This is a genomic window from Arthrobacter sp. PvP023 (genome assembly GCF_017832975.1).
In the GTDB taxonomy this organism is placed as follows: Bacteria; Actinomycetota; Actinomycetes; order Actinomycetales; family Micrococcaceae; genus Arthrobacter.
This window is the reverse complement of the sequence record NZ_JAFIBI010000001.1, coordinates 3,042,103-3,067,970: the sequence shown is the minus strand read 5'-3', so window position 1 is coordinate 3,067,970 and position 25,868 is coordinate 3,042,103. Positions and strand designations below refer to the sequence as shown.

The 25,868-nt window shown below is 63.6% G+C and carries 27 protein-coding genes and 1 pseudogene; 15 read left to right on the top strand and 13 right to left on the bottom strand.

Going from position 1 to position 25,868, the window contains the following annotated elements; genetic code table 11:
* Window positions 1–33: 33 nt before the first annotated feature.
* The 3 genes from JOE31_RS14105 to JOE31_RS14095 all read left to right on the top strand — a co-directional run bounded on the left by JOE31_RS14105 (window position 34) and on the right by JOE31_RS14095 (window position 2,443).
* Window positions 34–1,203 (top strand): pyridoxal phosphate-dependent aminotransferase, encoded by a 1,170-nt coding sequence (locus JOE31_RS14105; protein ID WP_209745670.1) that lies wholly within the window; start codon window positions 34–36, stop codon window positions 1,201–1,203.
* Between the two features lie 5 nt (window positions 1,204–1,208).
* Window positions 1,209–1,823 carry a TetR/AcrR family transcriptional regulator gene (locus JOE31_RS14100; protein WP_209745667.1) on the top strand — a complete coding sequence of 205 codons (615 nt, stop codon included), beginning with the start codon at window positions 1,209–1,211 and terminating at the stop codon, window positions 1,821–1,823.
* A 113-nt stretch (window positions 1,824–1,936) separates the two neighbouring features.
* The gene (locus tag JOE31_RS14095; RefSeq protein ID WP_245199198.1) at window positions 1,937–2,443 is read left to right on the top strand and encodes a TetR family transcriptional regulator; all 507 of its coding nucleotides are present in this window, start codon (window positions 1,937–1,939) and stop codon (window positions 2,441–2,443) included.
* Window positions 2,444–2,482: 39 nt separating this feature from the next.
* Here the strand turns inward: JOE31_RS14095 and JOE31_RS14090 are convergent, their stop codons facing one another.
* The 5 genes from JOE31_RS14090 to JOE31_RS14070 form a co-directional block, all read right to left on the bottom strand.
* The gene (locus JOE31_RS14090; protein WP_209745661.1) at window positions 2,483–2,983 is read right to left on the bottom strand and encodes a hypothetical protein; all 501 of its coding nucleotides are present in this window, start codon (window positions 2,981–2,983) and stop codon (window positions 2,483–2,485) included.
* Between the two features lie 243 nt (window positions 2,984–3,226).
* Window positions 3,227–4,276: an L-idonate 5-dehydrogenase gene (locus JOE31_RS14085; RefSeq protein ID WP_209745658.1), complete on the bottom strand. Its 1,050-nt coding sequence runs from the start codon at window positions 4,274–4,276 to the stop codon at window positions 3,227–3,229.
* Window position 4,277: 1 nt separating this feature from the next.
* Window positions 4,278–5,054: an SDR family oxidoreductase gene (locus tag JOE31_RS14080; protein WP_209745655.1), complete on the bottom strand. Its 777-nt coding sequence runs from the start codon at window positions 5,052–5,054 to the stop codon at window positions 4,278–4,280.
* 155 nt (window positions 5,055–5,209) lie between these two features.
* Window positions 5,210–5,932, bottom strand: a complete 723-nt coding sequence (locus JOE31_RS14075; RefSeq protein WP_245199197.1) for an RraA family protein — start codon at window positions 5,930–5,932, stop codon at window positions 5,210–5,212.
* A gap of 29 nt (window positions 5,933–5,961) precedes the next feature.
* Window positions 5,962–6,588, bottom strand: coding sequence for a LysE family translocator (locus JOE31_RS14070; protein ID WP_209745651.1), 627 nt, complete (start codon window positions 6,586–6,588; stop codon window positions 5,962–5,964).
* 122 nt (window positions 6,589–6,710) lie between these two features.
* Between JOE31_RS14070 and JOE31_RS14065 the strand changes: the two genes are divergently transcribed.
* Window positions 6,711–7,163 carry an Lrp/AsnC family transcriptional regulator gene (locus JOE31_RS14065; protein WP_209745648.1) on the top strand — a complete coding sequence of 151 codons (453 nt, stop codon included), beginning with the start codon at window positions 6,711–6,713 and terminating at the stop codon, window positions 7,161–7,163.
* 127 nt (window positions 7,164–7,290) lie between these two features.
* Here the strand turns inward: JOE31_RS14065 and JOE31_RS14060 are convergent, their stop codons facing one another.
* Genes JOE31_RS14060 through JOE31_RS14040 form a run of 5 tightly spaced genes read right to left on the bottom strand, consistent with a single transcriptional unit; the run spans window position 7,291 to window position 11,552 of the window.
* The gene (locus JOE31_RS14060; protein WP_209745646.1) at window positions 7,291–7,656 is read right to left on the bottom strand and encodes a hypothetical protein; all 366 of its coding nucleotides are present in this window, start codon (window positions 7,654–7,656) and stop codon (window positions 7,291–7,293) included.
* Window positions 7,656–8,339, bottom strand: coding sequence for a 4-carboxy-4-hydroxy-2-oxoadipate aldolase/oxaloacetate decarboxylase (ligK, locus tag JOE31_RS14055; RefSeq protein ID WP_209748445.1), 684 nt, complete (start codon window positions 8,337–8,339; stop codon window positions 7,656–7,658). Before ligK ends, JOE31_RS14060 begins: the two co-directional genes overlap by 1 nt.
* A 19-nt stretch (window positions 8,340–8,358) precedes the next feature.
* Window positions 8,359–9,384, bottom strand: coding sequence for an amidohydrolase family protein (locus tag JOE31_RS14050; RefSeq protein WP_209745643.1), 1,026 nt, complete (start codon window positions 9,382–9,384; stop codon window positions 8,359–8,361).
* Entirely contained in the window at window positions 9,381–10,565 is a 1,185-nt protein-coding gene (locus JOE31_RS14045; RefSeq protein WP_307864423.1) for a 4-oxalomesaconate tautomerase, read from the bottom strand. The genes JOE31_RS14050 and JOE31_RS14045 overlap by 4 nt, the downstream gene beginning before the upstream one ends.
* Window positions 10,566–10,589: 24 nt before the next feature.
* Window positions 10,590–11,552: a catechol 2,3-dioxygenase gene (locus tag JOE31_RS14040; RefSeq protein ID WP_209745640.1), complete on the bottom strand. Its 963-nt coding sequence runs from the start codon at window positions 11,550–11,552 to the stop codon at window positions 10,590–10,592.
* A 231-nt stretch (window positions 11,553–11,783) separates the two neighbouring features.
* Here JOE31_RS14040 and JOE31_RS14035 point away from each other — a divergent pair, with 231 nt between their 5' ends.
* The 7 genes from JOE31_RS14035 (at window position 11,784) to JOE31_RS14005 (ending at window position 18,170) form a co-directional block, all read left to right on the top strand.
* Window positions 11,784–12,755: an ABC transporter substrate-binding protein gene (locus JOE31_RS14035; protein ID WP_209745637.1), complete on the top strand. Its 972-nt coding sequence runs from the start codon at window positions 11,784–11,786 to the stop codon at window positions 12,753–12,755.
* Window positions 12,752–13,519 carry an ABC transporter permease gene (locus JOE31_RS14030; protein WP_209745635.1) on the top strand — a complete coding sequence of 256 codons (768 nt, stop codon included), beginning with the start codon at window positions 12,752–12,754 and terminating at the stop codon, window positions 13,517–13,519. Before JOE31_RS14035 ends, JOE31_RS14030 begins: the two co-directional genes overlap by 4 nt.
* Window positions 13,516–14,289 carry an ABC transporter permease gene (locus JOE31_RS14025; RefSeq protein WP_209745633.1) on the top strand — a complete coding sequence of 258 codons (774 nt, stop codon included), beginning with the start codon at window positions 13,516–13,518 and terminating at the stop codon, window positions 14,287–14,289. Before JOE31_RS14030 ends, JOE31_RS14025 begins: the two co-directional genes overlap by 4 nt.
* Window positions 14,290–14,356: 67 nt before the next feature.
* Window positions 14,357–15,148: an ABC transporter ATP-binding protein gene (locus JOE31_RS14020; RefSeq protein WP_209748441.1), complete on the top strand. Its 792-nt coding sequence runs from the start codon at window positions 14,357–14,359 to the stop codon at window positions 15,146–15,148.
* A 102-nt stretch (window positions 15,149–15,250) separates the two neighbouring features.
* Complete coding sequence (locus JOE31_RS14015) at window positions 15,251–15,925, top strand: GntR family transcriptional regulator (protein ID WP_307864422.1); 675 nt, start codon at window positions 15,251–15,253, stop codon at window positions 15,923–15,925.
* 178 nt (window positions 15,926–16,103) lie between these two features.
* On the top strand, window positions 16,104–17,447 hold the full coding sequence (locus JOE31_RS14010; protein WP_245199196.1) for an aromatic acid/H+ symport family MFS transporter: 1,344 nt from the start codon (window positions 16,104–16,106) through the stop codon (window positions 17,445–17,447).
* Between the two features lie 102 nt (window positions 17,448–17,549).
* Window positions 17,550–18,170 (top strand): HupE/UreJ family protein, encoded by a 621-nt coding sequence (locus JOE31_RS14005; protein ID WP_209745631.1) that lies wholly within the window; start codon window positions 17,550–17,552, stop codon window positions 18,168–18,170.
* Between the two features lie 175 nt (window positions 18,171–18,345).
* Here the strand turns inward: JOE31_RS14005 and JOE31_RS14000 are convergent.
* Together JOE31_RS14000 and JOE31_RS21570 are read right to left on the bottom strand one after the other, a co-directional pair.
* A pseudogene (locus JOE31_RS14000) lies at window positions 18,346–18,858 on the bottom strand (transposase); the annotation flags it as partial.
* Entirely contained in the window at window positions 18,783–19,010 is a 228-nt protein-coding gene (locus tag JOE31_RS21570; RefSeq protein WP_245199938.1) for a hypothetical protein, read from the bottom strand. The pseudogene JOE31_RS14000 and the gene JOE31_RS21570, both read right to left, overlap by 76 nt.
* A gap of 282 nt (window positions 19,011–19,292) precedes the next feature.
* Between JOE31_RS21570 and JOE31_RS13995 the strand changes: the two genes are divergently transcribed.
* The 4 genes from JOE31_RS13995 to JOE31_RS13980 all read left to right on the top strand — a co-directional run bounded on the left by JOE31_RS13995 (window position 19,293) and on the right by JOE31_RS13980 (window position 24,019).
* The gene (locus JOE31_RS13995) at window positions 19,293–19,457 is read left to right on the top strand and encodes a hypothetical protein (RefSeq protein ID WP_209745629.1); all 165 of its coding nucleotides are present in this window, start codon (window positions 19,293–19,295) and stop codon (window positions 19,455–19,457) included.
* A gap of 1,526 nt (window positions 19,458–20,983) precedes the next feature.
* Entirely contained in the window at window positions 20,984–21,979 is a 996-nt protein-coding gene (locus JOE31_RS13990; protein WP_209745627.1) for a substrate-binding domain-containing protein, read from the top strand.
* A 52-nt stretch (window positions 21,980–22,031) separates the two neighbouring features.
* Window positions 22,032–23,081: an ABC transporter permease gene (locus JOE31_RS13985; RefSeq protein ID WP_209745624.1), complete on the top strand. Its 1,050-nt coding sequence runs from the start codon at window positions 22,032–22,034 to the stop codon at window positions 23,079–23,081.
* Window positions 23,082–23,098: 17 nt separating this feature from the next.
* Complete coding sequence (locus JOE31_RS13980; RefSeq protein WP_209748435.1) at window positions 23,099–24,019, top strand: ATP-binding cassette domain-containing protein; 921 nt, start codon at window positions 23,099–23,101, stop codon at window positions 24,017–24,019.
* A gap of 715 nt (window positions 24,020–24,734) precedes the next feature.
* Here JOE31_RS13980 and JOE31_RS13975 read toward each other — a convergent pair.
* Window positions 24,735–25,745 carry a LacI family DNA-binding transcriptional regulator gene (locus JOE31_RS13975; protein ID WP_209745623.1) on the bottom strand — a complete coding sequence of 337 codons (1,011 nt, stop codon included), beginning with the start codon at window positions 25,743–25,745 and terminating at the stop codon, window positions 24,735–24,737.
* Between the last annotated feature and the right edge of the window lie 123 nt (window positions 25,746–25,868).

The window sequence follows — 25,868 nt, the reverse complement described above, 5'->3', positions numbered from 1 at the left end:
GCTCCCTAACTCTTTGTCTGAAAGGCCACCCACGTGACGACACCTGCAGCACCCAGCATCCTCAGCTTCCGTCCTTCCGACGCCGTCCAGCGCGTGGTCCAGACGTCCCTGCGCGTCCAGCAGCCCCAGTCGAGCGGCGACCTGGTGTCCCTTGCCATGGGCGAACCCGACTTTGACACCCCCCAGCAGGTCCGCGACGCCGCCGCAAAGGCGCTGCAGGACGGCCACACCCACTACTCGCCGTTGCTGGGCGAACCAGTGCTCCGGGACGAACTCGCTGTCCGGATCGGAGCCCTGCTGGGGTCCGCCGTCAGCACCAATGATGTGCTGATCACCCAGGGCGGCACGGCAGGACTTGCCGCTGCGATCCTTGGTACCGTCAATCCGGGGGACAGGGTGGTCATTCCGGATCCCACCTACTCGCTGTACGCGGACCTGGTCAGCATGGCCGGCGGAACGATCGTTCCGGTGCCCCTCGCCGAGGACCTGCACTGGGACCTGGAGGCTCTGGCCGGTGCCCTCGACGGCGCGAAGATGTTCGTCTTCTGCAACCCGTCCAACCCCACCGGAATCGTCCACTCCCGCGCGGAGCTTGAAGCCCTGGCCGAGCTAGTCGCCGGCACCGATATCCTGGTGCTCTCCGATGAGGCCTACAGCGACCTGGTCTACACGCCGGAGCCGTTCACCTCCGCGCTGGAGATCGAGGGCCTCGCTGGCCGCACCATCTACTGCCAGACCTTCTCCAAGAGCTACGCCATGACCGGCTGGCGGGTCGGTTACCTGTGGGGCCCCGCGGACGTCATCGCCGCCGCCGCGAGGGTGCACAACACCTTCAACGGCTCCATGAACACGGCAGTCCAGCTCGCCGCCCTCACCGCCCTGCAGACCTGCGGTCCGGACATCGAACGGATGCACGCCTCCTACGCCTTCCGGCGCGAACTGATGTATAACGGCCTCAAGGACATCCCGGGTCTGACGGTCAGCTCACCGGAAGGTGCGTTCTACCTTTTCCCGAAGTACGACGCCGGCCTGCCGGCAGCTGAGATGGTGTCGCACCTGCGCAGCCACGGAGTAGCAGTCCGCCCCGGCAGCGAATTCGGACGAAATGGCGAGTTCCACCTGCGGCTCTCCTACGCCGCAAGTGCAGCGGCCATCACTGCCGGCGTGGAGCGGCTCGCGGCCGGCTTCGCAGCGTTGAAGTAACGCCGATGGCCACCACGAGCGCAGCACCCGGGTTGCGCAGCGATACGCTCCGCAACCGGAAGCTCATCATCCGCTCCGCGGGAAGGCTGTTCGCCGAGGGCCGCCAGGCCACCATGGCCGATATTGCACGGGCCGCTGAAGTCTCAACGGCCACTGCGTACCGCCATTTCGCTTCCGTAGACGATGTTCTGGCCCGCTTCCGGTTCGACGTGGGCAGTGAACTCCTGGAGTTCAGCCGGCAGCAGCAGGCCACCGGACTGGACTTGCTGCGCCTCGTCAGCAGCAAGTGGGTCATGCTGGTGGTGGCACACGGCCGCGCGATGGTCCACACCCGGTCCGGTGAAGGCTACCTCGCCCGGCTGCGCACTGGTGCCACGCATCTGACCGTCCAGGCCGACGCCCTGCGGACAGCGCTTAGCGACACCTGCCTTGAACTTGGAGTCACCGACCCGGGGGATGAAGCCATGTTCCTGTGGAACGTACTGTTCGACCCGCGAGAAATCTTCGACCTGATCGAAACGCTGGGACTGAGTCCCGATGAGGCAGCACGCCGGCTGGTCGCCACGCTGGTCGGGGCACTAAAGGGCTGGTGCGGCCCGATCGGTGGGCACAGGCAATAAGCTGGTAGGCAATGGAAAGGGGCCCGGGAATGCGAAGCGACACCCAACGTAACCGTAGGGATTTGGTCAACGCTGCAGGTGCGCTGTTTGCCGTTAGGCGGGGGCCCATCAACATGACCGACATTGCCAAACACGCGGAAATCTCCACGGCCACTGCCTATCGGCATTTTGCCTCCGTTGAGGATGTCCTGGCGGAGTACCGCTTCAACGTGGGCGAGAAGCTCAGAGATTACAGCCTCAAGCAAACCACCGGCGGCTTCGAGCTGCTCGAATCCGTCAGCCGCAAATGGGTGGACCTGGTGGTCAAGCACGGCGGGGCCATGCTGTACACCCGCTCCGGCGAGGGGTACCTCGCCCGGCTCCGGAGCGGTGCCTTCTACCTCACCGTCCAGGCGGAAGCCCTCCAGCGGCCCCTGGAAGAAGCCTGTGCTGAGCTGGGACTCAGTGCCTTGGGCGACGAAGCCTTGTTCCTCTGGAACATCCTTTTCGATCCCCGGGAAATCTTGGACCTGATCAACACCGTCGGCCTGACCAAGCAGCAGGCAAGCGCGAGGCTGGTCGCAGCGCTGCGCGGGGCGCTCATTGGCTGGGACGAAAACAAGCTGGCGGCAAAGGACTAAAGCCCGCGAGCTCTGGCGCGGTGTGCCCTGCGTTCAGGCTCATTGGGCCAGCCGCACACTCCGCAGCGTGACTCCCCTCGACTCGCTTCGGATCCTTTCGGGCGGCACTCCAGCCAATGATGCGACTTCAAAGATGTCCAGCTGTCCTGTCTTAAGGGCAGCAACGGTCAGGGAGCGGCGACGGACTTCAAGATCGGATTTGTGGTCGATGGCGGCGGCCAAAGTTTGCGCATGGACACGGACTGCCCTCAAATGTGTGTCCGACGGCCAGCCTGCGGGCTGCAGCTCCGTGTATCCGGCGCCGATCCGCCGTCGTACGTCGTGCTTGTTCACTTCCGCGGCCGCTGCAATCTTAGCTACCGGGACGCCGTCGGCCAGAGCCTGTGCGACACTGTCGTTCCGCAGCTGGAGCGCGCCCCGGATGCTACTGTCGGCCTGCGCCATGTGCTGGCGGTTCAGGGCCAGGTCCCGGCGGAGCGATTCCTGGTCGATGGGCTCGAAGCGCCTGCGCCGGGCCGCTCGTAATGGCTGGACAGGCACGCTAGCTCCCGTCCGGTTCCGGCCCCAACACCCACACCACGGGGGCACCCTCAAAGGGAGGCATAACGCTGCCCTCGAAGAACACCTGGCTTTCCTGCAGCTCGCCGTTCGGGCTCCACCGGCCGCTGGCCGGGCAGTGTGTGCCAGTGGCAGACGTCAAGGACCGGGCCGGACGACAGCGCTTAGCGGGAGGGTTGAAGGTCTGGATCATTTGGATGCTCCTGTTGGGCGGCGATGCGGCTGCTATTGGTTGCGGAAGGCGATGAGTACCTTGCCGGACTTGGTTGGGTCCTTGGCAACGTCGAAGGCCTCGATCGCCTGGGCAGACGGGAATGCGTGGGTCACGATCGGATCCACAAAGAGGGTGCCGTCCGCCAATGCAGCGAGCACCTCATCGATCTCGTCATTGAAGCGGAAAGACCCCACCAGTTCGAGTTCCCGGGTGATGGCCAGGGAGATCGGGACCGGCTGGTCGCCGCTGGGCAGGAGGCCCACCATGACCACCTTGCCCCCGCGCATGGCGCCGCGCAGTGCTGACGCCAGGCCGCGGTGGTTCCCCGAGGATTCCAGCACAACATCGGCCTGGACGGCTTCGATGGCTTCAGCGTCGGTGGCCAGGATGGTGCCAGTGGCCCCGACGGCCCGGGCAATCTTCAGCGGAGCTTCATGCATGTCGACGGCGATGATTTCGGCCGCCCCGGCACGCTTGGCCACAGCCACGATCAGGCTTCCGATCGGCCCGCTGCCAACCACCAGGACGCGCTTGCCGCGGAGGTCACCGGCCTGCGAGACGGCATGCCAGGCCACGCTGGCGGGTTCGGCGAGGGCGGCAGCGCGCAGCGGCAGTCCGGCGGGGAGCGGGCGGAGCATCCTGGCGGGCAGGACGGCATACCGGCTGAAGGCTCCCTGGGTGTGCGGGACGCGGGCGGCGCTGCCCAGGTAAGTGCATCCGGGGGAGAGGTTGGGCCTGTCTTCGGGATAGCGGACTCCATCGCCGCCCGGGGTCGCGGGGTGAACGGCGACATTGGTGCCCGCGGCCGGGCCGGAGCCGTCGGCGGCTGCCTGGACCACCGTGCCCACCACTTCGTGGCCAAGCACGAGCGGTGCGCGCAGGATCGATTCGCCGGCGGCACCGTGCAGCCAGTAGTGCAGGTCGGAGCCGCAGATTCCGCCATAGGCGATGTCCACCACGGCCTCGTGGGGTTCCGGCGCTGCGTGCTCGAACGTTTCGATCCTGAGGTCGCCGACGCCGTGCACCACGATGGCGGGGCCCTTTACTGTTCTTGTTGCCATGTCAGACCACCACTGTCATTCCGCCGTCGATGAAGATTGTTTGTCCGTTAACGTAGTTGGACGCGTCTGAGGCGAGCCAGCAGACGGGACCGGACAGGTCGTCGACGGTGCCCCAGCGCCCGGCGGGTGTCCGGCCGAGGATCCATGAGTTGAAGGCCTCGTCGTCGACGAGAGCCTGGGTCATTTCGGTATGGATGTAGCCGGGGGCGATCCCGTTGATCTGCAGTCCGTGGCCCGCCCACTCTGCGGTCATGGCCCTGGTGAGGTTGCGCAGCCCGCCTTTCGCCGCCGTGTAGGCGCCGATGGTGGGGCGGGCCAGGTCCGACTGCACGGAACCGATGTTGATGATCTTTCCGCGCCTGCGGTCCAGCATCCGCCGGGCAGCTTCACGGCCCACCAGGAAGGCGCTGGTGAGATCGGTGGCGAGCACCCTGTTCCAGTCGGCGACGTCGAGTTCCAACAAGGGCACGCGGTGCTGGATACCGGCATTGTTGACCAGGACATCCAGCGGTCCGTACGTTGCTTCGGCGTGGGCAACCCCTGCGGTGACGGCGTCCTCTGCGGTGATGTCGAACGAGACCGCACCCACTTTTTCATCGCCGAAGGTTGCGGCCAGTTCCTTCCTGGTGGCTTCCAGCCGGGCCGAGTCCAGGCCATGGAGCACCACGAATGCTCCGGCCCGGGCAAGGCCGCTGGCGAGGGCCTTCCCGATACCTCGGCTTGATCCCGTGATCAAGGCGGTTCGCCCGTTCAGGTCAAAGGGTGATGGGTAGTCCAATGAAGGTGCCTCTTCTCGAAGTTCTCTTGGCTGTCATCGGTGTGCGTCAGCGACTCTTTGAGCCTATGGCGGAGCCCTCACAGAGTCAAGAACTATTTCTCATTTGCGATAAGATTATTGTTTTGGTCTCCAAGAAATCCTTGGCAGGATGGCGCCTATTCTTCGATCTCCCCGCCGAAGGCACGGAGGTGTTGCCGGAACGTCAGGTCAGGGTTGCTGGACCGGGCCGCGATGTAGTCCTCCAAGTGTGCCTGGTTCCTGAACGTTGTGCCCATCAGCATGCGTGCCGCCTGCAAACGTTCGGTGTCCCGGATGGTTGCGGCGGTATCGGCGACTTCTTGGGCCCGTGCCAGGGGTACGAACAGGACGCCGTCGTCGTCGCCCAATACGAAATCATCTGCCGAGACCGTGTGTTGACCGCTCCTTGCCGATGTGAGGGCCGACGGCTGGCGAGCGTCGAGGCGTTGAGGTCCCACCGGCAAGGATCCTTGACTGAAAACCGGCAGCCTGATGGTCCTGAGTTCGGATGTGTCCCGGTGCAATCCCCAAATGACAATCCCGGCCAAACCGGCGCGGCTCGCTTCGAGGGTGACCAGATCTCCGACGCAGGCTTCGTCCTGTCTGCCGTTGTTGTCCACTACCAGCACATCGCCGGAATCGGCGCGATCGATTGCTTCGAGGAAGACATCAACGCTCCCGGTGTGACGGGCCGGTGCAACGCGGCCAGCCAGGTGCGTTCCGGTCCACAGCGGGCTGGTTCCTGCTGGTGCGCACCGGACTTCGATGCCAAGGCGCATGCAGGCGTCGGCCACGTGAGGGGTGGTGAGGTCCAGGTACGTTCGGTGGAGCTGTTCTGAGTGCAAAGCTAAGTTCTCCATGGTCTCGTTGTTGTATGTGACGTGAGAGGCTACGGGCTCCAGTGGAGCACCTGTTCCATGAGCAGGAACACTCCAATGAGCATCATGCAGGCGCCGGAAACGCGGGTGACGGCCCGGGCTGCGGTGGGCCGGGTCCGAAGCACGACGCGTGCTCCGGTACCCACCCCGGTGTAGATGGCTGCGCAGCTGGCGACATGCACGAGTCCAAGCGCAACGATCTGCCCCGCAACAGGCCACGAATTGACGGGGCTAGTGAACTGGGGCAAGAGTGCCAGGAATAAGAGAAAGACCTTGGGGTTGAGACCGCTGATCCCGGCGCCCTTCAATAGTTGGCGCGACCAGCTGCCCGGGACGGCTGCAGCGCCGGCTTCCGGTACGGAGGGGTTCCTGAACATTCCTAGGCCCAGCCAGACCAGGTACGCGGACCCCGCGATAGTCAGAGCCGCGAGCACCACAGGCGATCCCGCAACCAATGCCCCAACCCCTGCCGCGACTATCGCCGTGGCAAGCAAGTGCCCGGCGAGCAGTCCTGCGACGGCGGGAATGACGGTCCGATGCCTGAGTCCGGCTGAGATCGCGTAGGCCCAGTCCGCCCCGGGTGTCACCACAAAGAGGAAGGATACGGCCCAAAACGCGGCCATGGTTCCGAGCGGCATGTGTTCTCCTTAGCTGCGACTGACTCCGGATGTCGGGTCCTGGTAAAAGCTTAGGGAAGTATGGCCGGAATGTGCTTCCAAGTTCTTTTGGGCTAACGACGTTTTGGGGGAGAATTTTCCTTATGGACAAGATTGACAGGAAAATCCTTGCCGAGCTTCAGGTGGACGGCAGACTCTCGCTGACCGACTTGGCTGAGCGGGTGGGGCTGAGCCTTTCTCCTTGCCACCGCCGGCTGCGCGCCCTCGAGGAATCCGGGGCTATCAGCGGGTACAGGGCGCAGTTGGACGCGGAGGCTCTTGGGCTAACCTTTGAAGCTTTGGTGTTCGTCACGATGCGGGATGGGGATCGCGATACTGTGGCTGCGTTCGAGGAGGCCGTTGCTGGCACGCGCCACGTCCTCCGCGCTCAGCGCCTTTTTGGAGACCCCGACTACCTGCTCCAGGTCGTCGCCCGGGACGTGCGGGAATTTCAGCGGCTTTACGATGAACAGCTCTCTGCTCTTCCCGGTGTCCAGCGTCTAAGCTCCACTCTCGTCATGAGGAACGTCGTGGAGAACCGGCCGCTGCCGCTTTAATAGGCCGCGCTGAGCAGGTCGATGCTACGCGCCCGAAATGAAGCACCGATGACGGAAGTTTCTAAAAGCAGGCGGTGAAGCAGGTCGTAGCGGGGTTCCAGCTCCGCACCTTTATGTCTTGGATTCATCATCTGCGGTCGAAAGGAGCTTCGGCAACTGGGTACTTGGCAGCAGCAACGCTTTCCAGTTCAGTCTTGTAGCCGTCCGTCGCATGAAACATGCGCCTTCCTGCCGGGCCTTTCTGAACGAGCCAGATTAGGGATCCGTCTGCCATAATGGCGTCGACTGTTCCACGGCTCGGCTCCTTGATGGGATCTACTGGCAGCAGCACAACCTCGTCACCCTCAACTAGTTCCCCCCAATTGGCTACGACCTGACGACGGAAGCCGACATGCGGGAGGTTAGAGATGGGAACCTCCGGCGAGTCATTGCTTCCCACCGGGGGCAATGCGTTTCTGTTCTGTCGGTGACTCTTCTTGAGCATGAGGCCCATCAGTTGACGTACCTCAGTCCTGCGGCTTCGAGGGGTCCGCGCATGTTGTAGACATCGAGGCCAAGTTCCCCGTTGGCGAAGCGGAGCCGTTTAGCCTCTTCGTTGTCTTCTCGTTTGCGGGCGGCTTCGGCCACTTCTGCGACGCGGGTGGCGGGGACCACCACGACGCCGTCGAAGTCGGCAATCACGACATCTCCCGGGTTGACCAGGGCGTTGGCGCAGATGACAGGGATATTGACGGAACCGAGGGTGGCTTTGACGGTGCCTTTGGAATTGATGGCCCGACTAAAGACGGGGAAGTCCATGTCCTGCAGGGTGGCGACGTCGCGGCAGCCGCCGTCGATGATGAGGCCGTGGGCGCCGCGGGCTTTGAGCGAGGTGGCGAGGAGGTCGCCGAAAAATCCGTCTTCACTTTCGGTGGTGCAGGCTGCGACCACCACGTCTCCGGGCTGAACCTGTTCGGCGGCGACGTGCATCATCCAGTTGTCTCCGGGCTGCAGCAGCACCGTGACGGCGGTGCCGCACATGGCAGCTCCCGGGTAGACGGGGCGGATGTAGGGGCGCATCAGTCCAAGACGGCCCATGGCTTCATGGATGGTGCTGACGCCGAACGCGGAAAGGGCTTTGACGTCCTGTTCCGCTGCGCGAGTGATGTTGGTGTGGACCACGCCGAGTTCCTGCATGTTTTTCACTCCTGGGATGCTAGCGGCCCTGCTGTTTCAGCAGAGCGTTGAGGCGGGGGTAGACGGTGCGGGCGTTGTGCTCCTGAATGGCTTCAAGGTCCGGTGCAGCCAGGCCTGCGGCCTCGATGTACCGTGCTGTGTCGTCAAAGTTGTGGCCGGTGCAGGGATCGATGTCCCGGACAGCGCCGATCATTTCAGAGGCGAACAGGATGTTCCTGGTGGGGATGACGTCCAGGAGCAGGTCGATGCCGGGCTGGTGGTAGACGCAGGTGTCGAAGAAGACGTTGCCCAGCAGGTGTTCTTCCAGGGCGGGTTTGCCCAGGGCCATGGCCAGGCCGCGGAAGCGTCCCCAGTGGTAGGGGACCGCGCCGCCGCCGTGCGGGATGACCAGTTTGAGGGTGGGGAAGTCCTTGAACAGGTCGCCCTGGATGAGTTGCATGAACGCGGTGGTGTCGGCGTTGAGGTAGTGCGCGCCGGTGGTGTGGAAGGCCGGGTTGATGCTGGTGCTGACATGGACCATGGCGGGGATGTCGTATTCGACCATTTTTTCGTAAACCGGGTACCAGTGCCGGTCCGTCAGCGGGGGAGCGGTCCAGTGTCCGCCGGAGGGGTCGGGGTTCAGGTTCAGCGCGACGGCGCCGTATTCCTCCACGCAGCGGGTGAGCTCGGGGATGCAGGTGGCCGGGTCCACACCGGGGGACTGGGGGAGCATCGCTGCCGGGACGAAGCGTTCGGGGTAGAGCTGGGAAACGCGGTGGCAGAGTTCATTGCAGATCGCCGCCCACTCGGCTGAGGTCTCAAAGGACCCGATGTGGTGGGCCATGAACGAGGCCCGCGGGGAGAAGACGGTCAGGTCGATGCCGCGCCCGTCCATGAGCCGCAGCTGGTTCGCCTCGATGCTCTCGCGCAGCTCGTCGTCGGAAATCTTCAGGCCTTCCCGTGACGGCGCCGCCGAAGGGTCATTCAGGGCGGCGATCTGCCGGTCCCGCCACTGCCCGAGCGCGGGCGGGGCGGTGGTGTAGTGGCCGTGGATGTCGATAATCATCGGATGCTCTGCTCCAGGTCGGGGGTGAGGTGGGCGCGGATCATGACGTGTCCGGCCATGATCAACCGTGCGGTACGGATGAGCGCTGACTTCAGCACTTTGGTGGGGTCGGTGGGGTCCAGGCCTAGCTGGACGGTGAATTCGCCGCTGGGGTGCTCCACAGAGACGGTGGGCTCTGTGCCGGCAGGGACTGCTGCCACCTGATGGGCCACGGTCCCGTCCAGGACGGCGGCGGTGGCGGCGGTGACCGCGGCGAGAACGCCGATGGATTCGTGGCAGACGTGGGGGATGAAACTGCGGGTATTGATTGCACCGCCGTGCGCGGGCGGCGACACCAGGGTCATCTTCGGGTAGTTCTTGTCCGTGACATCGCCCAGGCCCATGAGCTTTCCGCAGCTGAGGCGCAGGTCTTCAAGCCGCGCCTTCAGCTCAACGTCCTTGTTAAGGTCGACGGCGGATTCCTGGCCCGTGCGGCCCAGGTCGCTGGCGTGGACGATCACCAGTGGCATCCCGTTGTCGATGCAGGTCACGTCCACCGGGCCGACGCCGGCCACCTCTACTGAGTCCCGGAGGTTGCCGGTGGGCAGCAGCGCGTCGCAGACTGAACCGGCGGTGTCCAGGAAGTTGATTTCCACTGGCGCCGCGGTGCCTGGGACGCCGTCGATCCTGGCGTCTCCGGCGTAGTCGACGTAGCGGCCGCCGTCGCCCGAAGGCGTCTGGACGGTGATCTCGGCGATCATGCCCGTGTTCAGGGTGAGGACCCGCGCCGTGGTGGTGTCGCCGTCGGGCGTCAACAGACCCGACTCGATGGCGAAGGGGACCACCGCTGCGAGCATGTTGCCGCAGTTGGGGGTGGTGTCCACCAGGTCGCTGTTGGGCTGGAGCTGGGCGAACAGGAACTCGAGGTCCACCCCGTCCTGCCCGCTGAGGGAGACGATCCCGGCTTTGCTGGTCAGGGGATGCGCGCCGCCGAGCCCGTCGATCTGGCGGGGATCCGGGGACCCCATCGCCGCCAGCAGCATGGCATCCCGGGCCGCTTTGTCGGACGGCAGGTCGGCGGCCCGGAAGTAGGGGCCCTTGGAGGTCCCGCCCCGCATGAACCAGCACGGCACTGCCAGCTGGCCGCCGGTGCGGAAGGGTACTGGCGGCGCGCTGCTGCCGGCGGGTGCGGGGTGGGACACGGGATTCTCCTCGGGGACGCTGGCCTAATGGGCGGGGACGGCGACGGGCGGGGTGCCGTGGGTGTGGAAGGTTTCGATGGTTTTCATGCCCCACGCCTGGCCCTTGGCGCGGTCCGCCTCGGTCCATTCCACGGTCTCCCAGTCCGGAGCCAGGATCATCCGGGCGCCGGAGTTGCAGAACTCGATCCGGTTTCCGCCGGGCTCGTAGACGTACAGGAAGAATGTCTGCTGGATGGCGTGCTTGTGCGGGCCGGACTCGATGTGAATCCCGTTCTCCAAGAAGATGTCGGCGGCCTTCAGGATGTCCTCGCGGGTATCGGTGGCAAAGGCGATGTGGTGCAGGCGTCCGTTGCTGCCCGTCCAGTCCTCGCTGTACACGAGGTCATAGGACTTGTTGGTGAACGTGAACCATTGAGCGCCCAGCTTGCCGGAGTTCAGCCGGATCTGCTCGGTGGCGCGGCCGCCCAGGTTCTCCGCCACAAAGCTGCCATTGAGCGTGACGTCGGCGGCCAGGAAATTCACATGGTCCAGGCGACGCGCGTTCACGCCAGTGCCCGGGAACCGTGAGGCCTGGTTCTTTAGCGCCGGCCGGTCGTCCTCGGTGGGGACGTGCCATTCGGTGTCGAAATAGATGTCCATCGGGTGGCCGTCGGGATCGGTGAACGCATAGGTCTTGCCGATCCCTGGCTCTCCGTCGTGCCAGCCGATGCCGTGCCCGCTGGCCTCTATCGCCGCCACCCGGCGCTGCAGCGCCACCTCACTGGAAGCGCGCAGGGCCACTTTACCCACGCCCGACGTCGGGGCCGCCGTCAGCTTGATGGTGTGGTGTTCGTAGTCATCCCACGCATGCAGGTAGGCAGAGTCCCCGTCACGCGCAACCTCGCGCATCGCAAGCAGTTCGGTAAAGAACCACAGGCTCTTCTCAAACTCGGGAGTCAGAAGTTCGACGTGGCCCAGGTGCGCCACGTCATGAAAAGCGTCAGTCATCGTTGGTGTCCTTTGTTATCCGGGGAGGGGCGTCCGGCCGAAGGACGCCGTTAAATCAAGTTTCGCAGGGCCTACAGATAATTGTCAACAATTTAGCAAACAAAACGGACGCTCGGTCTGCTGTACGGAAAATTACCAATGTTTCTTACCAAATTGTTGACAATCAAGCCCGTCAACCGTAGCTTGATGCTGTTCGCAGTGACGCGCACCACAACTACTTAGAGGAATGACATGAAGTCGTACACCGCCGTATTGGCCGCAGCCGCCCTCCTTCTCACCGCCGGTTGTTCATCGGCGCCGCTTTCCCAGAGCCAGGCGTCGGGAAGTGCCGCCGCCGGCGGGGAACAAAAGATCCAGGTGGGAGTCATCCCCATCGTGGATGTAGCCCCCATCTACCTGGGGCAGCAGCAGGGCTTCTTTAAGGATGAAGGCCTGGCCCTTGATCTGGTCCCCGCCCAGGGCGGCGCCGCGATCGTTCCGGCGGTGACCAGTGGAACCATGGACTTCGGGTTCAGTAACGTTTCGTCCCTGCTGCTGGCGAAGTCGAAGGGCTTGGACATCAAGGTCGTGTCGGCAGGCAACAGCTCAACGGGTGAACAGGGCAAGGATTTCGGCGGCATCCTGGTGGGCAAGGACAGTACCATCAGCTCAGCGACCGGCCTGGCAGGCAAGACCGTGGCCGTGAACACGCTGAACAACATCAATGACACGACCGTCCGCGAATCGGTGCGCAAAGCCGGCGGTGACCCCTCCAGCGTTAAGTTCGTTGAGCTGGCCTTCCCGGATATGCAGGCTGCCCTTGAACGCGGCCAGGTGGACGCTGTCCAGGTAGTGGAGCCGTTCCTGACCCTCGGCACCGGAGCCGGCGACAAGCTTCTCTCCTCCAACTATGTCGACACCGCCAAGGACCTCACCGTCGGCACGTACTTCACGACTGGCAGCAACGTCTCCAGCAAGCCCGACGTGGTCAAGAAGTTCACCGCAGCCATGGAGAAGTCGCTCAAGTACGCCCAGGACAACCCCGACGCCGTCCGCAAGGTCCTGCCTACCTACACCAAGATCGACGCCGCCACGGCAGCGAAACTGGTCCTTCCGTCCTTCTCGCCGTACGTAAACCGCGCTTCGGTTGAACAGCTGGTCACGCTGTCCAAGGGCGATGGCCTGTTGAAGGACGACGTGAAGCTCGATGAGCTCCTCCCGTGACCCGAAAGCTCCTCGGCCTCGCCGGCATCCTCGGCTTCCTCCTGACCTGGGAACTCATCCCCCGCACGGGCATCATTGAAGCCCGGTTCCTGCCGCCGGCCTCCGAAGTCATCGCCGCCCTCGCCGGCTACGTCCCGCTCGCCGCTTTCTGGGGCGCCGTCAGCGAGACGCTGCTGGCCTGGTTCCTCGGGCTGGCGGCCGCCGTGGCCCTCGCGGTGGTCCTCGGTTTTGTGGTTGGCTCATCGCATTTCCTGCGGCGCTGCACCAACTCCACCGTCGAATTCCTCCGACCCATCCCCTCAGTTGCGCTGATCCCGATCGCCGTCCTGCTGTTCGGCGTGAAGATCCAGTCATCGCTGATGCTGATCATCTATGCGTCCTTCTGGCAGGTCTTCATCCAAGTGCTGTACGGCGTTGCCGACGTGGACAACGTAGCCATGCAGACGGCCAGGAGCTATGGGCTGAAAACAGCCGCCAGGGTGCGGTACGTGGTCTTCCCCACGGCATTGCCCTACCTGATGACCGGCGTGCGCCTGGCCGCCTCCGTGGCTCTGATCCTGGCCATCACGGCGGAACTGGTGATTGGTTCCCCGGGGCTGGGCAGGGAAATCGCCCTGGCGCAGTCAGGCGGGGCGATTTCCGGGATGTATGCGCTGATCCTGACCACGGGGCTGATCGGCGTCGTCATTAATCTGCTGATGAGGATCGTTGAGCGCAGGACGCTCTCCTGGCACTCGTCCATCCGTTCCGAGGTGATCGTATGAGAATCGCAAAAGGCCTTATCTACGCGCTGGGCCTTCCCGCCTTGCTGGTGCTGGCCTGGTGGGCGGGCACAACGGGTGCAAAGAACTTCTTTGTCCCAACCCCGGGAGCACTGGTCTCCACCTTCGAGGACACCTGGTTCGGCGACCGGATCCTCACGGACGTCCTGCCCAGCCTGGGCCGGCTGTTCGTCGGAGTGGTGTCGGCAATCATCCTGGGCATCCTGGTCGGCCTCCTGATCGGTTCCGTGCGCTGGCTCCGTGCGCTGACCGAACCCGTTCTGGAATTCTTCCGCGCCGTCCCGCCGCCCGTGCTGGTCCCCGTGCTCATGCTGCTCATGGGCATCACGGACGGCATGAAAGTTGCAGTCATCATTTCCGGCTGCATCTGGCCGGTGCTGCTGAACACCATCGAAGGCGTCCGGGCCATCGACGGCGTCCTGTCCGATTCCGCCCGCACCTACGGCATCAGCGGCTGGGCACGGGTACGCTACCTCGTCCTGCCGTCCGCTGGACCCCAAGTCATGGCAGGCGTGCGGCAATGTCTTTCCATCGGGCTCATCCTGATGGTCATCTCCGAAATGTTTGCCTCCTCCTCAGGGCTTGGCTTCACCATCGTGCAGTTCCAGCGCGCCTTCGCCGTGCCCGAAATGTGGTCCGGAATCGTCATCCTGGGTCTGATCGGCGTGGCCATGTCCCTCATCTTCCAATTCACCGAGCGCCACATTCTGCGCTGGTACCACGGCCTGCGAGAGGTAGAAAATGCAGCTTGACACTAATGAACACACCCGGGGTGTTGCCGCGAACGGCGCGGGCCGGGTCCTGGCCGAAGGAACGGCCATGCTGTCCGTCCGCAACCTCAAAAAGGTCTACCAGACCGACGGCGGCCCGGTGGAAGCCGTGCGCAACCTGACCTTCGACCTCAGGCCGGGGGAACTGGCCTGCCTCGTCGGCCCCTCCGGCTCGGGCAAGACCACGCTGCTGAAATGCATCTCCGGACTTATGGCTCCAACGGAAGGAGAAGTCCTGCTGGACGGTGCCAAAGTCACGGGACCGCCCAAGAAAATGGCCGTAGTTTTCCAGGAATACGGACGTTCGCTCTTTCCATGGATGCGCGTTCGCGAAAACGTTGAGCTTCCACTTAAGAACCGGGGGATTCCAAAAGCGGAACGCGACCGGATGGTGGATGAGGCACTGGAGGCAGTGGGACTGTCCCACGTCCCCAAGTCCTATCCTTGGCAACTCTCCGGCGGCATGCAGCAGCGTGTGGCTATCGCGAGGGCGGTGGCCTACCAGCCCGAGGTCCTCCTGATGGATGAGCCGTTCGCCGCGGTCGATGCCCAGACCCGGGCCGACCTCGAGGACCTGATTCGTAGGGTCTGGACAAAGTTTGGAGTCACGGTCCTATTCGTCACCCACGACATTGACGAATCCGTCTACCTGGGGGAGAGGGTCATCATCCTGTCCAGCTCCCCCACAGTGGTTCAGGAAGACCTGCTGATCGACCTTCCGGCCGAGCGGGACCAGCTCAATACGCGGGCGCTGCCCCGCTTCACCGAACTGCGCCACCATGTGTACGAGCAGATCCAGCTTGCCAAGACCGGCCAGCGTCCTGCCGCGGCATCACGCTGATACTTGCTGCGGTACGGGTGAAAGGGCGATGTGCAGTACCCTGAGTAATCAGATTGTTAGCAATGCCGGATGGTTAAGGCCATCGGCCGGGAGGCGTGACACGTGAAAACCCTGGACGAAGTGCCCGGCCCCAAGGCAGGGGACCGGAGCATGACCGCCACGGAACTGGCGGAGCACCTGCGCACGGCCATTGTCAGCGGTGAACTGGTACCCAACCAGCGCCTCGTGGAGGCGGACCTTGCAGCCGAATACGGCGCCAGTCGGGGCAACGTGCGTGTGGCGCTGTCTGAATTAGGCGTCGAAGGTCTCGTTGAGCGGGTGCAGAACCGTAGCGCACGGGTGCGCGCCGTGTCGGTGGACGAAGCGGTGGAAATCACCGAGGTCCGCGCCGCGCTCGAGGCACTGTGCGCACGGAAGGCGGCCGAGCGCATCACCGCTCCAGAGATCGCCGAACTGCAGAAACTGGCAGAGCGCATGAAGGACGCCGTGGACCGCGGGGACCGGGAATCCTACTCGGAGGCAAACCAGGCCCTGCATGCCAGGGTCATCGGCATCAGTGCCCAGCAGACGGCAGCTGCGACAATACAGCGGCTCAGGGGCCAAGCGGTCCGCTTCCAGTTCCGGCTGGCCCGGCAGCCCGGGCGCCCGGCAGTGTCCCTACCGCAACACCTCGCCATCATCGAAGCTGTATGTGCCCACGACGCCGATGCAGCTGCCGAAGCGATGCGCGCCCACCTTGAAAGCGTCGCCGACGTCATCCGCTCCAGCAATACCTGAACGCCCTAAACCAGGAAGCCGCCTCCCGCACCAGTTGCGGAAGGCGGCTTTCGCCATATCAAAGGGAAAATTTAGCTATCATTATTGTTAACAATATAATTGACGTGATTGTTCTCACTGGGTAGAGTGATCCAAGGCCCATCGGCTACTCCAACGCTCCATTTCCGAAAGGACGGCAATGATGCTTCCTGCCACCCGCCCACTGACGTCGACCGCCCGCGTGGCAACCCTTGTCGTCGCCCTTTGCTGGCTGCTCGTTTTCTTCGATGGCCTCGACCTCTTCGTCTACGGCGCCGCACTGCCGGCCATGCTCGCCGACAAGGGGCTGGGCATGACGCCCTCGTCCGCCGGGGACATTGGCAGCGTCGCTACCTTTGGCATGCTCATCGGGGCGCTGTCCGCCGGCATCGTGACGGACCGGATCGGGCGGAAAAAAGTCCTGGTGCTCTGCTGCGTCCTGTTCTCCGTCGCATCCGGCCTCTGCGCCATCGCCCCGGACGTCACTACCTTCGGCAGCGCCCGGCTGGTGGCGGGCCTGGGCCTGGGCGGACTGCTGCCCACCGCCATCGCTCTCGTGGCGGAATTCGCTCCCGCGGGCCGCCGAAACCTCCTGATCGGCGTCCTGATGACGGCCCACCAGGCAGGCGGAATTGCCGCGTCAACCCTCGGGATCTGGCTACTTCAGGACTTTGGCTGGCGCATCGTGTTCCTGATCGGCGTCCTCCCGCTGGTGCTGGCGGTCCCGTTCGTTATCGCCTACATGCCTGAGTCACTCGCCTTCCTGATCTCCAAGGGACGCAGCCAAGCGGCAGAAAAGGTTTCACAGAAGTTCGACATCCCCGTGCCGGCCGTCGAAGACAAGGTCCCCGGGGCTGTCCGCGGTGCAGCGCTTGCGCAGCTCTTCATCCCGGGCCGCCGGAGCGTCACGATACTCTTCTGGCTCACCTCCTTTGCCGGGCTGCTGCTGGTCTACGGCGTCAGCACATGGCTGCCCTCCCTGATGCGGTCCGAAGGGTACAACCTGGGTTCCGCCCTTGCATTCCTGCTGGTCATCAACGGTGGCGGCATCGTGGGTATGCTGATCGCCGGCCGGATCGCCGACCGTTTCGGGCCCGTGCGGATTGCGGCAATCTGGTTTGCACTGACCGCGGCGAGCGTCTACTCCCTCGGCGTACACCTCCCTCTCGCAGCCACTTACGCCCTGGTGTTTGCGGCTGGAGTTTTCCTCTTCAGCGCGCAGACCATGGTGTACGCAGCGGCGGCCCACGTGTACCCCACCTCCAGCCGTGCCACCGCCATCGGATGGACCACGGGTATTGGACGTTTCGGCGCAGTATTCGGTCCCTGGATGGGCGGGCAGCTGTTCGCAGCAGGCAACCAGGGATGGGGCTTCAGCATTTTCGCATTCGCTGCGCTGTTTGCCACAGCCACCCTGCTGGTGCTCACCTTGGTTGTGCGCAGGCAAGGAGGATCTGCGGAGGGGGCACTGCCGTTCAAGCAGCCCTCACTTTCGGCAAGCTGAGACGATCCCACCCAAGCCCCGCCGTCCGGCACACAAGGCCGGCCGGCGGGCCTGATTGCCGGCACCCAGCGATGGGCGGGGCCCGCTCAGGTGAAGAAGGCGGTGCGCCGCATTGCCGCCATCACACTGGCTTTCACGCTTGGTCACTCTGCCACCCTAGCGCTCGGCACATTCGGCCTTCCAGGGTCCTCCGGGCTCATCGAAGCCTTGATCGCCGCCAGCAGCCTGATCGCGGCCGTACACGCCGTCAGGCCGCTCTTTCCCGGCAAGGAAATCCTTGTCGCCGGTTTCTTCGGCCTGGTTAAAGGGCTTGCCTTCTCCGAGACCCTTCGCGGGCTTGGCCTCGCCGGCAGCCGCCTAATCCTCTCCCTCCTCGCATTCAACCTGGGCATCGAGGTAATGCAGTTGGCCGTGGTGGCCTTGATCCTCCCACCTCTCGTATTGCTGGCAGCGGCCAACCGCTACACGGTGCTGCGGATTGCGGCAGCATCCGCGGTTGCCGTTGCGGCGGCCGGTTGGTTCGGCGCCCGCCTCGGAATCCCCAACGCCGTGGCAACTGCAGCCAACAACATCGGCGCATTGTCATTGCCCATTGCCGCCCTGCTGTGGATCACATCCCTCGCCATTCACCTGCGGCCCAAGGCACAGCGACCGATGGTCTCCGACGCCTCCCAAGTCCAAATCCCGCGCCCGACCGCAAATGTCACTACTCGTAGTAAGTAGAAATGGCAACGCTGCGAAGTCGGCACTAGTAGCTGCACCCAGCGACAAGGAATTGCAGTAGCCCAGCTAAGAGATATCGATCGATTCCTACTTGAGTCCAGTCCGGTGCAGAAACGCCGACAACGATGGTTCCGTCAGCGGGACTGTCCGATAAACGGTGTGTGGGTCGGGCCGGGCATTTCAGGGCAGCGGCCTCGTTTGGAAAGTGCCCACGGGCCCTCACAGTCCTCCGGTAGCGGGCGTTGATCGACTCGATCGCGTTCGTTGTGCAGATCACCCGCCGGATCTCCACGTCGTACTCCAGGAACGGCACGAACTCGGCCCAGGAGGACTCCCAGAGCCGCACAATTGCCGGATATCGCTGGCCCCACTCGGCCGTGAACTCAGCGAACCGCTCCTTCGCCGCTTGCTCGGACGGGGCCGTGTAGACCGGCTTGAGCGCCTTGACGATGCCGCCGCGGTGCTGGCGTCCGGCGTAGCGGAAGCTGTTGCGGATCAAGTGCACGATGCACTGCTGCACGACCGTCCGCTCCCACGTGGGCGTGATCGCCTCCGGCAGCCCCTTGAGCCCGTCGCAGACAGCGATCAACACATCCTCCACGCCCCGATTCTTCAGCTCGGAGAACACCTGCAGCCAGAACCGGGCACCCTCGCCGCCGTCGCCGGCCCAGATGCCCAGAATCTCCCGAGCTGGTTCAGCAGCCCGCCCGGGCCCACCAGGCTCACGCCCTGCTCCTTGGCCTGCGCGAGCAACCGCTCCGCAAGCTCCTTCTGATCGACGATCTCTCCCGTCACAGGATCGATCATCACCCCTGTCATCTCGGTCGTGAACTCTGACACGGCCGTCTCCTTTCGGATCAGCCCGGACCCTCACACACCGTTTTTCTTACAGTCCCGACCACGGCTGAAGGCCTGTCCGGTGCGCTTCAAGAGGGCCGCCCACTCTTTGCCGAGGGTCCGAGGAGTCAGCTGCTCTCAAGCCGGACGCAGAACTCGCATCGAGAGTGCCCTCCAGCCTTTCCGCTCTACCCCCATCGGCATCGCAGCCTCCTCATCAACGGCCTCGTTCACGGATCACCAGTGGGATTAGCTACGGTGCAGAGGACTTCTGACAATCCGTGCATGCGCCTTCTGAATCTGCGGTTCCACGACTGGCCCCTGCGGCCAGACCTCAACGCCCAGCAGATCGTACCGACATGGACCCACAGCCTGATGTCTCCCCACAGCCCGGAGGAGTACCGCCGGGAGGTCTGGTGGATCTACAGCCAGGGCGGCCGGGATCTATAGGGGAGACACCTATTTCTACGCTCAGGATTTCGACCTGAGAAAAACCGCATCCACCATCGACACCGCACGTTGCCCCGTCTACCTCCTGACCGGGGAGTACGACCGTGCGTGCACACTAGAAGACACAGAGCGAGCCATTGCCGCTATTCCCGGAGCCCGGGGAGGACGAATGCAGGGCATCGGCGACTTTACCATGGCAGAGAACAACCCACTGTTCCGCACGTTCCTTGCGCCGGTCCTCAACGAAATCATTCACGAAGCACGAGCGACGTAGCGTCCGCACGGCTGCCGGTGGCCGGATAGTCGGCCACGTCCGGGCCACGGATTGAGTGGGGGCGTTAGGTCGTAACCCGGCCCATTCACGCCGTCGATCGACGTCTGATCAGCAAAGGATGCAGAGCTAGGCGACATCTTCAGCTCTTCCTCGATATGCACCGACGTTACGAGCCGTGGCGGAGAATGAGGGATACAAACTCCCGAAACCCTCAGCAAGGCTGTGCCGGGCGCGGGGATGGCCGTTCAAGCAGCCGGGTCGGGTCGTCTAAGTGGCCAAATAGGGTGTGCACAATGTGCACACTCTTGCCGTCCGACTGGCCCGTACTTGTGCCGGACTGAGTCGTACTCGGCATGTTTCCGGGACTTCCCAGTGTTTGCGAGGCCTGGAGTCCGGTTCGAGTCCCACCTCGGGCACGTGTTTTCCCTGTTCAGGGGCCTGAGGGCCTCTGAGCGTGTGCACAAACTGTTCACTTATGGGCCCCTTCGGGGTCCTTTTTTGTTAGTGGCCGTTGCCTCCTTTCGCTTTTGGGTGGCGTTGTCGCTGGTTATCTGTTCATGGCGGGGAGGGTCGCTAACTGCATGACCGGACGCTGGCTGGGGGAGTGTCGCTGTCGGGGCTGGTTTGCATTCTTGATGTCACGACTGTTCATGGCGACGTTCTCGGTTAAGTGCATGACTGTGTGCGTCTTGTTACGGGTTCCGGGCCGCGCGGGGTTGCGGAACCTGGCCGACCCGGTCAGGAGGCAACGGTGACCCCGGTTAAGCGTGGAGGAAGATTAGGCGAGCGACTTCGTCAATTGTTCATTCGTCGTTGATGATGCCAGCGGATGTAGCGGCGGACCACGTCACGCTTGATCGACTTCTACGCCGCTGCCAGCGGCACCAACTCCGGTGCGATGGTTGCCCGGGGCGGGTCTGTGAGGAGGTCGTCCACAACGGAATTTGAGGTGACGCGGATGCCTGGAGTGCCCCAGCTCGAATCGCCGGCAAGCTCAACTTCCAGACATGGTCGACGTCAGGCTTGCCTCGGGAGCGTAGGTGGCCGCTGCGAGACTTACTGACGGAAACCGAGACGCGGGAAACGAAGTCTAAAAGATTGAAGTATTGACAGGACAATCTAACAACATCTACTGTTTTTCTATGGAGCGCTCCAAAGGTGTTCCGAATCACATTACCTGCTGCGGGGTCGCCGGATTCGCTCGTAGTCTGGATTCCCAACATCACTCGGCCACGATCGAAGGAGATCACCAGTGAAGAAGTTCGTTTGGCGCCGCGCGGCGGTCGTTGCAGTTGCAATACCGATGCTGGCTCTTGCAGCGTGTTCAAGTCAGGGCGGTAAGCCGGCGGATTCCGGGGGCGCAGGGGCCGCTGGCCAGGTGGCAAGCACGGAACGGATCAAGATTGCGATGATCGCCCACGCCCCTGCCGGTGACACCTTCTGGGACACCGTCCGGAAGGGTGCCGAAGAGGCTGCGGCAAAAGATAACATCGAACTGCTCTATACCTCCGATCCGGAGGCGGGCCGGCAGGCGCAGCTGATTGAGCAGGCCGTGGACCAGAAGGTGGATGGCATTGCCGTGACTCTGGCCACCCCGGATGCTCTGAAAGACGCGCTGAAAAGGGCCTCTGACGCAGGTATCCCGATCGTCAGCTTCAACGCCGGCGAAGGTTCCTCCGCTGCACTGGGAGCATTCACCCACTTTGGTTCCAACGAGAAACTTGCCGGCGAGGCAGTGGGGTCAAAGCTCGCAGAGGGGGGATATAAGCACCCGATTTGTGTGATCCAGGTGCAGGGCCACGTGGGACTCGAAGCCCGGTGCGCCGGTGTGAAGGCCAAGGTCCCCGGGACAGAAATCCTTTACGTAAACGGTGCGGACATGACCTCGGTTGAATCGACGGCTACCGCAAAGCTTCAGGCCTCTAAAGAGGCTGACGTGATCGTCGGCCTCGGCGCTCCCATCACCCTTACGCTCCTCAAGTCAGTGGCTACCGCCGGCAGTTCGGCCAAGGTTGCCAGTTTCGATTTGAACAAGGAACTCGCCCAGAAGGTTTCCGACGGCAGCGTGCTGTTCACTGTGGATCAGCAGCCGTGGCTGCAGGGCTATGGCGCTGTTGATGCGCTGTGGCAGAACAAGCGAGGCGGATTCAAGATCGGCGGCGGCCAGTCGGTCCTGACCGGGCCTGCGATCGTCGACAAGTCAAATGCGGCCGATGTCCTGAAGTTCGCCGAGCAGGGTATCCGCTAACAGCCCGCTGGCCGGGCCGGTTCACGCCGGCCCGGCAGCAAGGAGAATCACCATGACCATCACCCAGACCAAGCCAAAGCCGGCGGCGCCCGATGAGCGCGTCGCCAAGCGCAGCCCGTTCCAGAAACTCCTCGGACGTCCCGAGGTCGGTGCCCTGGTGGGCGCCATCGTCCTCTTCGTCTTCTTCGCGTTGGTGTCCCCGACGTTCACCCAGCCCAACGCCCTGGCGACCATCCTGTACGGTTCCTCCACGATCGGGATCATGGCGGTGGGGGTGTCCTTGCTGATGATCGGCGGGGAGTTCGACCTCTCCACCGGCGTCGCCGTGATCAGCTCGGCGCTGACGGCGTCCATGTTCAGCTGGTACTTCAGCACGAACGTCTGGGTCGGTGTCCTCCTGGCCCTGGTGGTCTCCCTGGGCATCGGCTTCATCAACGGCTGGATCCTGATGAAGACCAAGCTGCCCTCCTTCATCGTCACCCTGGCCACGTTCCTGATGCTGACCGGCCTGAACCTTGGCCTGACCCGCCTGATCGGCGGCTCGGTCTCCTCACCCTCCATCTCGGCCATGGACGGCTTCGCCTCGGCCCGGGCGGTGTTCGCCTCCTCCGTGACCATCGGCGGGGTTGACGTCAAAATCACCGTGTTCATCTGGATCGCGCTCGTCGCGGTCGCCACCTGGGTACTGATGCGGACCCGGGTCGGGAACTGGATCTTCGCCGTCGGCGGGGACGAGAACGCCGCCCGCGCCGTGGGTGTGCCGGTCAAGGCCACCAAGATCGGCCTGTTCATGGGCGTAGGGTTCTGCGGCTGGATCCTGGGCATGCACAACCTCTTCGCCTTCGACACCGTGCAGTCCGGTGAAGGCGTGGGCAACGAATTCCTCTACATCATCGCTGCGGTGATCGGCGGTTGCCTGCTCACCGGCGGCTACGGCTCGGCGATCGGCGGCGCGATCGGCGCGTTCATCTTCGGCATGGCCAACAAGGGCATCGTCTACGCGCAGTGGAACCCGGACTGGTTCAAGTTCTTCCTGGGCCTGATGCTGCTGCTGGCCACCATCGTCAATCTCATCGTCAAGCGCCGCGCGGAACTGAAGTAAAGGGGCCTGTGAAGAACATGAATGCCAAAGAGATCGACCAGCAAACGCTGCTGCAGAACGAAAAAGACCCCCTCACCCACACCCCGGTGCACCTGCTCTCCCTCGACGGGGTTGCCAAGCACTACGGCAACATCATCGCCCTGAGCGATGTCACGATGGCCGTGGACAACGGCCGCGTCACCTGCGTCCTGGGCGACAACGGTGCCGGCAAGTCCACCCTGATCAAGATCATCGCCGGCCTCCACCAGCACGACGCCGGGATCCTGAAGGTCATGGGCGAGGAACGCAAATTCACCTCCCCCCGCGACGCGCTGGACGCCGGCATCGCCACCGTCTACCAGGACCTCGCCGTGGTGCCGTTGATGCCGATCTGGCGGAACTTCTTCCTCGGCTCCGAGCTCACGTCCGGCTTTGGCCCGTTCAAAAGCATGGACGTCGAGAAGATGAAGGAGATCACGCTCCAGGAACTCGCCGCGATGGGCATCGACCTGCGCGACGTCGAACAGCCCATCGGCCAGCTCTCCGGCGGTGAACGCCAGTGCGTCGCGATCGCCCGGGCCGTGTACTTCGGCGCGAAGGTCCTGATCCTGGACGAGCCCACCGCCGCCCTGGGCGTGAAGCAGTCCGGGGTGGTGCTGCGCTACATCCTGCAGGCCCGCGACCGCGGCCTGGGCGTCATTTTCATCACCCACAACCCGCACCACGCCTTCCCCGTCGGTGACCGGTTCCTGCTGCTCAAGCGCGGCAAGTCGATTGGCTACTACGAAAAGAAGGACATCACCCTCGACGAACTCACCGCCCAGATGGCCGGCGGCGCCGAACTCGCCGAACTCGCCCACGAACTCGAACAACTCGGCGGCCACAGCGACATCGTCAAGGAAGTCCAAGCCGAAGTGGCCGGGGTTGCGGCTGACGAGACCAGGACCCGCGCGCACTAGCATGCGTGCCGCGCTCAAAACCTTGCAGTGACCACAAGTGCTCCCTCGAACTGAGCGGATGTGCTCCTGCCCGGAGCAGTTGTTTGCTCCGGGCAGGATTACATCTATTCCTGCATATGCTGAGAGAGCGTGGGGCCGCTGTGCTGAGACGGTCGCTAGCGCTGGTCGATCGCTGAGGAGGACACGCAGGACGCCAGGGGAACGGACAACGCAGCCACCATCCTATTTGCTGGATAAGGCGCCACGGCGCTGGCTGTCGTCAGTCGTCACCTGACCTAAGTCTCCGGGTGCATACGCTACGACATGACGTCAATAAGCGGCGGCCGTTGGCCACCTCGATCTACGAGCGGCTGCGGGCCGCTGCCGCTCGGTGCCGTGCTCGGACAAAACCACTGGGGTCAGAGACTCGTTCGAGTCCTTGGAGAGCGACTACTTTGCAGCCTAAGCGCCGACGTGCACTTAACCGTGCCCGGAATTGGCGCGTTGATGGCACGCCAAACGGGCTGACAGGCCCTGCCCCTATGGTCTCCTCCGGTAATTCTGAGCAACCAGTTCAGGCGGAAACTCAAGAATCTCATCCGTTCCATGCGGCAGTCGGGACGCGAGCTAAATCTTTGTGCTGGCATAGACGAGGTCGTTTGACCGTGGTGCAGGACTTCCGAGCGGTCTACTCGCAATTCCTCTTGGCGGCTCCTGGCAAGGCGGCGGCGGAGTCTTAAGTGTGCGGCGCCGTGGTTCCGCGGCTTACAACCGTAGGCTGCACGAGGGTGCGCAGTGGCTCCCGTGTTGGATCTTTGATGCGCGACAGCAGGGCCTGGGCCGTCAGTATCCCCACTTCCTCGCTTCTGTCGTCGACGGACGATATGTCCAAGTATCTGGATTGGGCCAGGGGGGAGTTGTCGTATCCAAGTACGGAGATGTCTTGTGGAACTAAGAGGCCTCGAGCCTTGATCGCGGCCATGGCACCGACGGCCATGGTGTCGTTAGCGGCAAAAATAGCTGTTGTGTCGGGAAAGCGCGCGAGGAGGGAGATAGCGGCCTGGTAGCCGTCTTCCTCGGTCGTCCCTTGCCCTTGGCCCGACAGACGCAACGAGACGCCCGACTCGTCAGTACGGGCATGAAAGCCGGCTCTTCGATGAGCCGCCGCGCCGCCCGAACCGGTCAGGTGGCCGATCTTCGTGTGCCCCAGATCCAAGAGGTGAGATGCGGCAAGGCGCCCCCCAGCCTCATCGTCATTTGCTATCAAGTCCGCCGCTGCAGGCACGATGTCACGCCAGCCGGCGACGACAGTCGGAACCCATGCCGTTTTCAGCATCGATGACCGCGGCTCCATTGCAATTACCAGGCCGGCCAAGTGAGTTGAAAGTAACCGTTCGACGGTCCCTTGCCCCGGTTCAGCTTCAGCAGCCGAATCGGCGACCGTGACCTGATAGCCCAGCGGGCCCAGTTGCTGTTGCATACCTCGGAGGAGGCCGACAAACCAGAGGTTCCGATAGTCATCGATAACCAGGCCGATGCTCTTAGTCTCACGGCTGGCAAGGGCCGTGGCCGCACGGCTTGGTCGATAGTCGAGTTCCTGGATAGCGGCCATGACTGCTTCGCGTTTAGCTGGGCGAACTGACGGAGAGTTGGTGAGGACAAGGGAAACCAATGACTTGGAGACGCCCGCCCGCTTCGCCACGTCGTAGATAGTCGGACGACGGGTTGGGGGGGCATGCACTGTCATGGCGACAGCCTTTCATCTAGTGGCGCTGCTAAGAAAACCATAGCGTGTCCATTGCCAAGGCCAGCGCTCTACAGACGCTCAGAGCTGATTCCGGCGCTCGGGGGACCGCCGCCGGCTCCCCGG

Bases quoted from the DNA above. Each gene is read 5' to 3' on its own strand.
- JOE31_RS14100 (WP_209745667.1), top strand. From the start codon at position 1,209: ATGGCCACCACGAGCGCAGCACCCGGGTTGCGCAGCGATACGCTCCGC.
- JOE31_RS14095 (WP_245199198.1), top strand. From the start codon at position 1,937: ATGACCGACATTGCCAAACACGCGGAAATCTCCACGGCCACTGCCTAT.
- JOE31_RS14085 (WP_209745658.1), bottom strand. From the start codon at position 4,276: ATGGCAACAAGAACAGTAAAGGGCCCCGCCATCGTGGTGCACGGCGTC.
- JOE31_RS14075 (WP_245199197.1), bottom strand. From the start codon at position 5,932: ATGGAGAACTTAGCTTTGCACTCAGAACAGCTCCACCGAACGTACCTG.
- JOE31_RS14070 (WP_209745651.1), bottom strand. From the start codon at position 6,588: ATGCCGCTCGGAACCATGGCCGCGTTTTGGGCCGTATCCTTCCTCTTT.
- JOE31_RS14065 (WP_209745648.1), top strand. From the start codon at position 6,711: ATGGACAAGATTGACAGGAAAATCCTTGCCGAGCTTCAGGTGGACGGC.
- JOE31_RS14060 (WP_209745646.1), bottom strand. From the start codon at position 7,656: ATGGGCCTCATGCTCAAGAAGAGTCACCGACAGAACAGAAACGCATTG.
- ligK (WP_209748445.1), bottom strand. From the start codon at position 8,339: ATGCAGGAACTCGGCGTGGTCCACACCAACATCACTCGCGCAGCGGAA.
- JOE31_RS14050 (WP_209745643.1), bottom strand. From the start codon at position 9,384: ATGATTATCGACATCCACGGCCACTACACCACCGCCCCGCCCGCGCTC.
- JOE31_RS14040 (WP_209745640.1), bottom strand. From the start codon at position 11,552: ATGACTGACGCTTTTCATGACGTGGCGCACCTGGGCCACGTCGAACTT.
- JOE31_RS14035 (WP_209745637.1), top strand. From the start codon at position 11,784: ATGAAGTCGTACACCGCCGTATTGGCCGCAGCCGCCCTCCTTCTCACC.
- JOE31_RS14025 (WP_209745633.1), top strand. From the start codon at position 13,516: ATGAGAATCGCAAAAGGCCTTATCTACGCGCTGGGCCTTCCCGCCTTG.
- JOE31_RS14020 (WP_209748441.1), top strand. From the start codon at position 14,357: ATGCTGTCCGTCCGCAACCTCAAAAAGGTCTACCAGACCGACGGCGGC.
- JOE31_RS14010 (WP_245199196.1), top strand. From the start codon at position 16,104: ATGATGCTTCCTGCCACCCGCCCACTGACGTCGACCGCCCGCGTGGCA.
- JOE31_RS13995 (WP_209745629.1), top strand. From the start codon at position 19,293: ATGCGCCTTCTGAATCTGCGGTTCCACGACTGGCCCCTGCGGCCAGAC.
- JOE31_RS13985 (WP_209745624.1), top strand. From the start codon at position 22,032: ATGACCATCACCCAGACCAAGCCAAAGCCGGCGGCGCCCGATGAGCGC.
- JOE31_RS13980 (WP_209748435.1), top strand. From the start codon at position 23,099: ATGAATGCCAAAGAGATCGACCAGCAAACGCTGCTGCAGAACGAAAAA.
- JOE31_RS13975 (WP_209745623.1), bottom strand. From the start codon at position 25,745: ATGACAGTGCATGCCCCCCCAACCCGTCGTCCGACTATCTACGACGTG.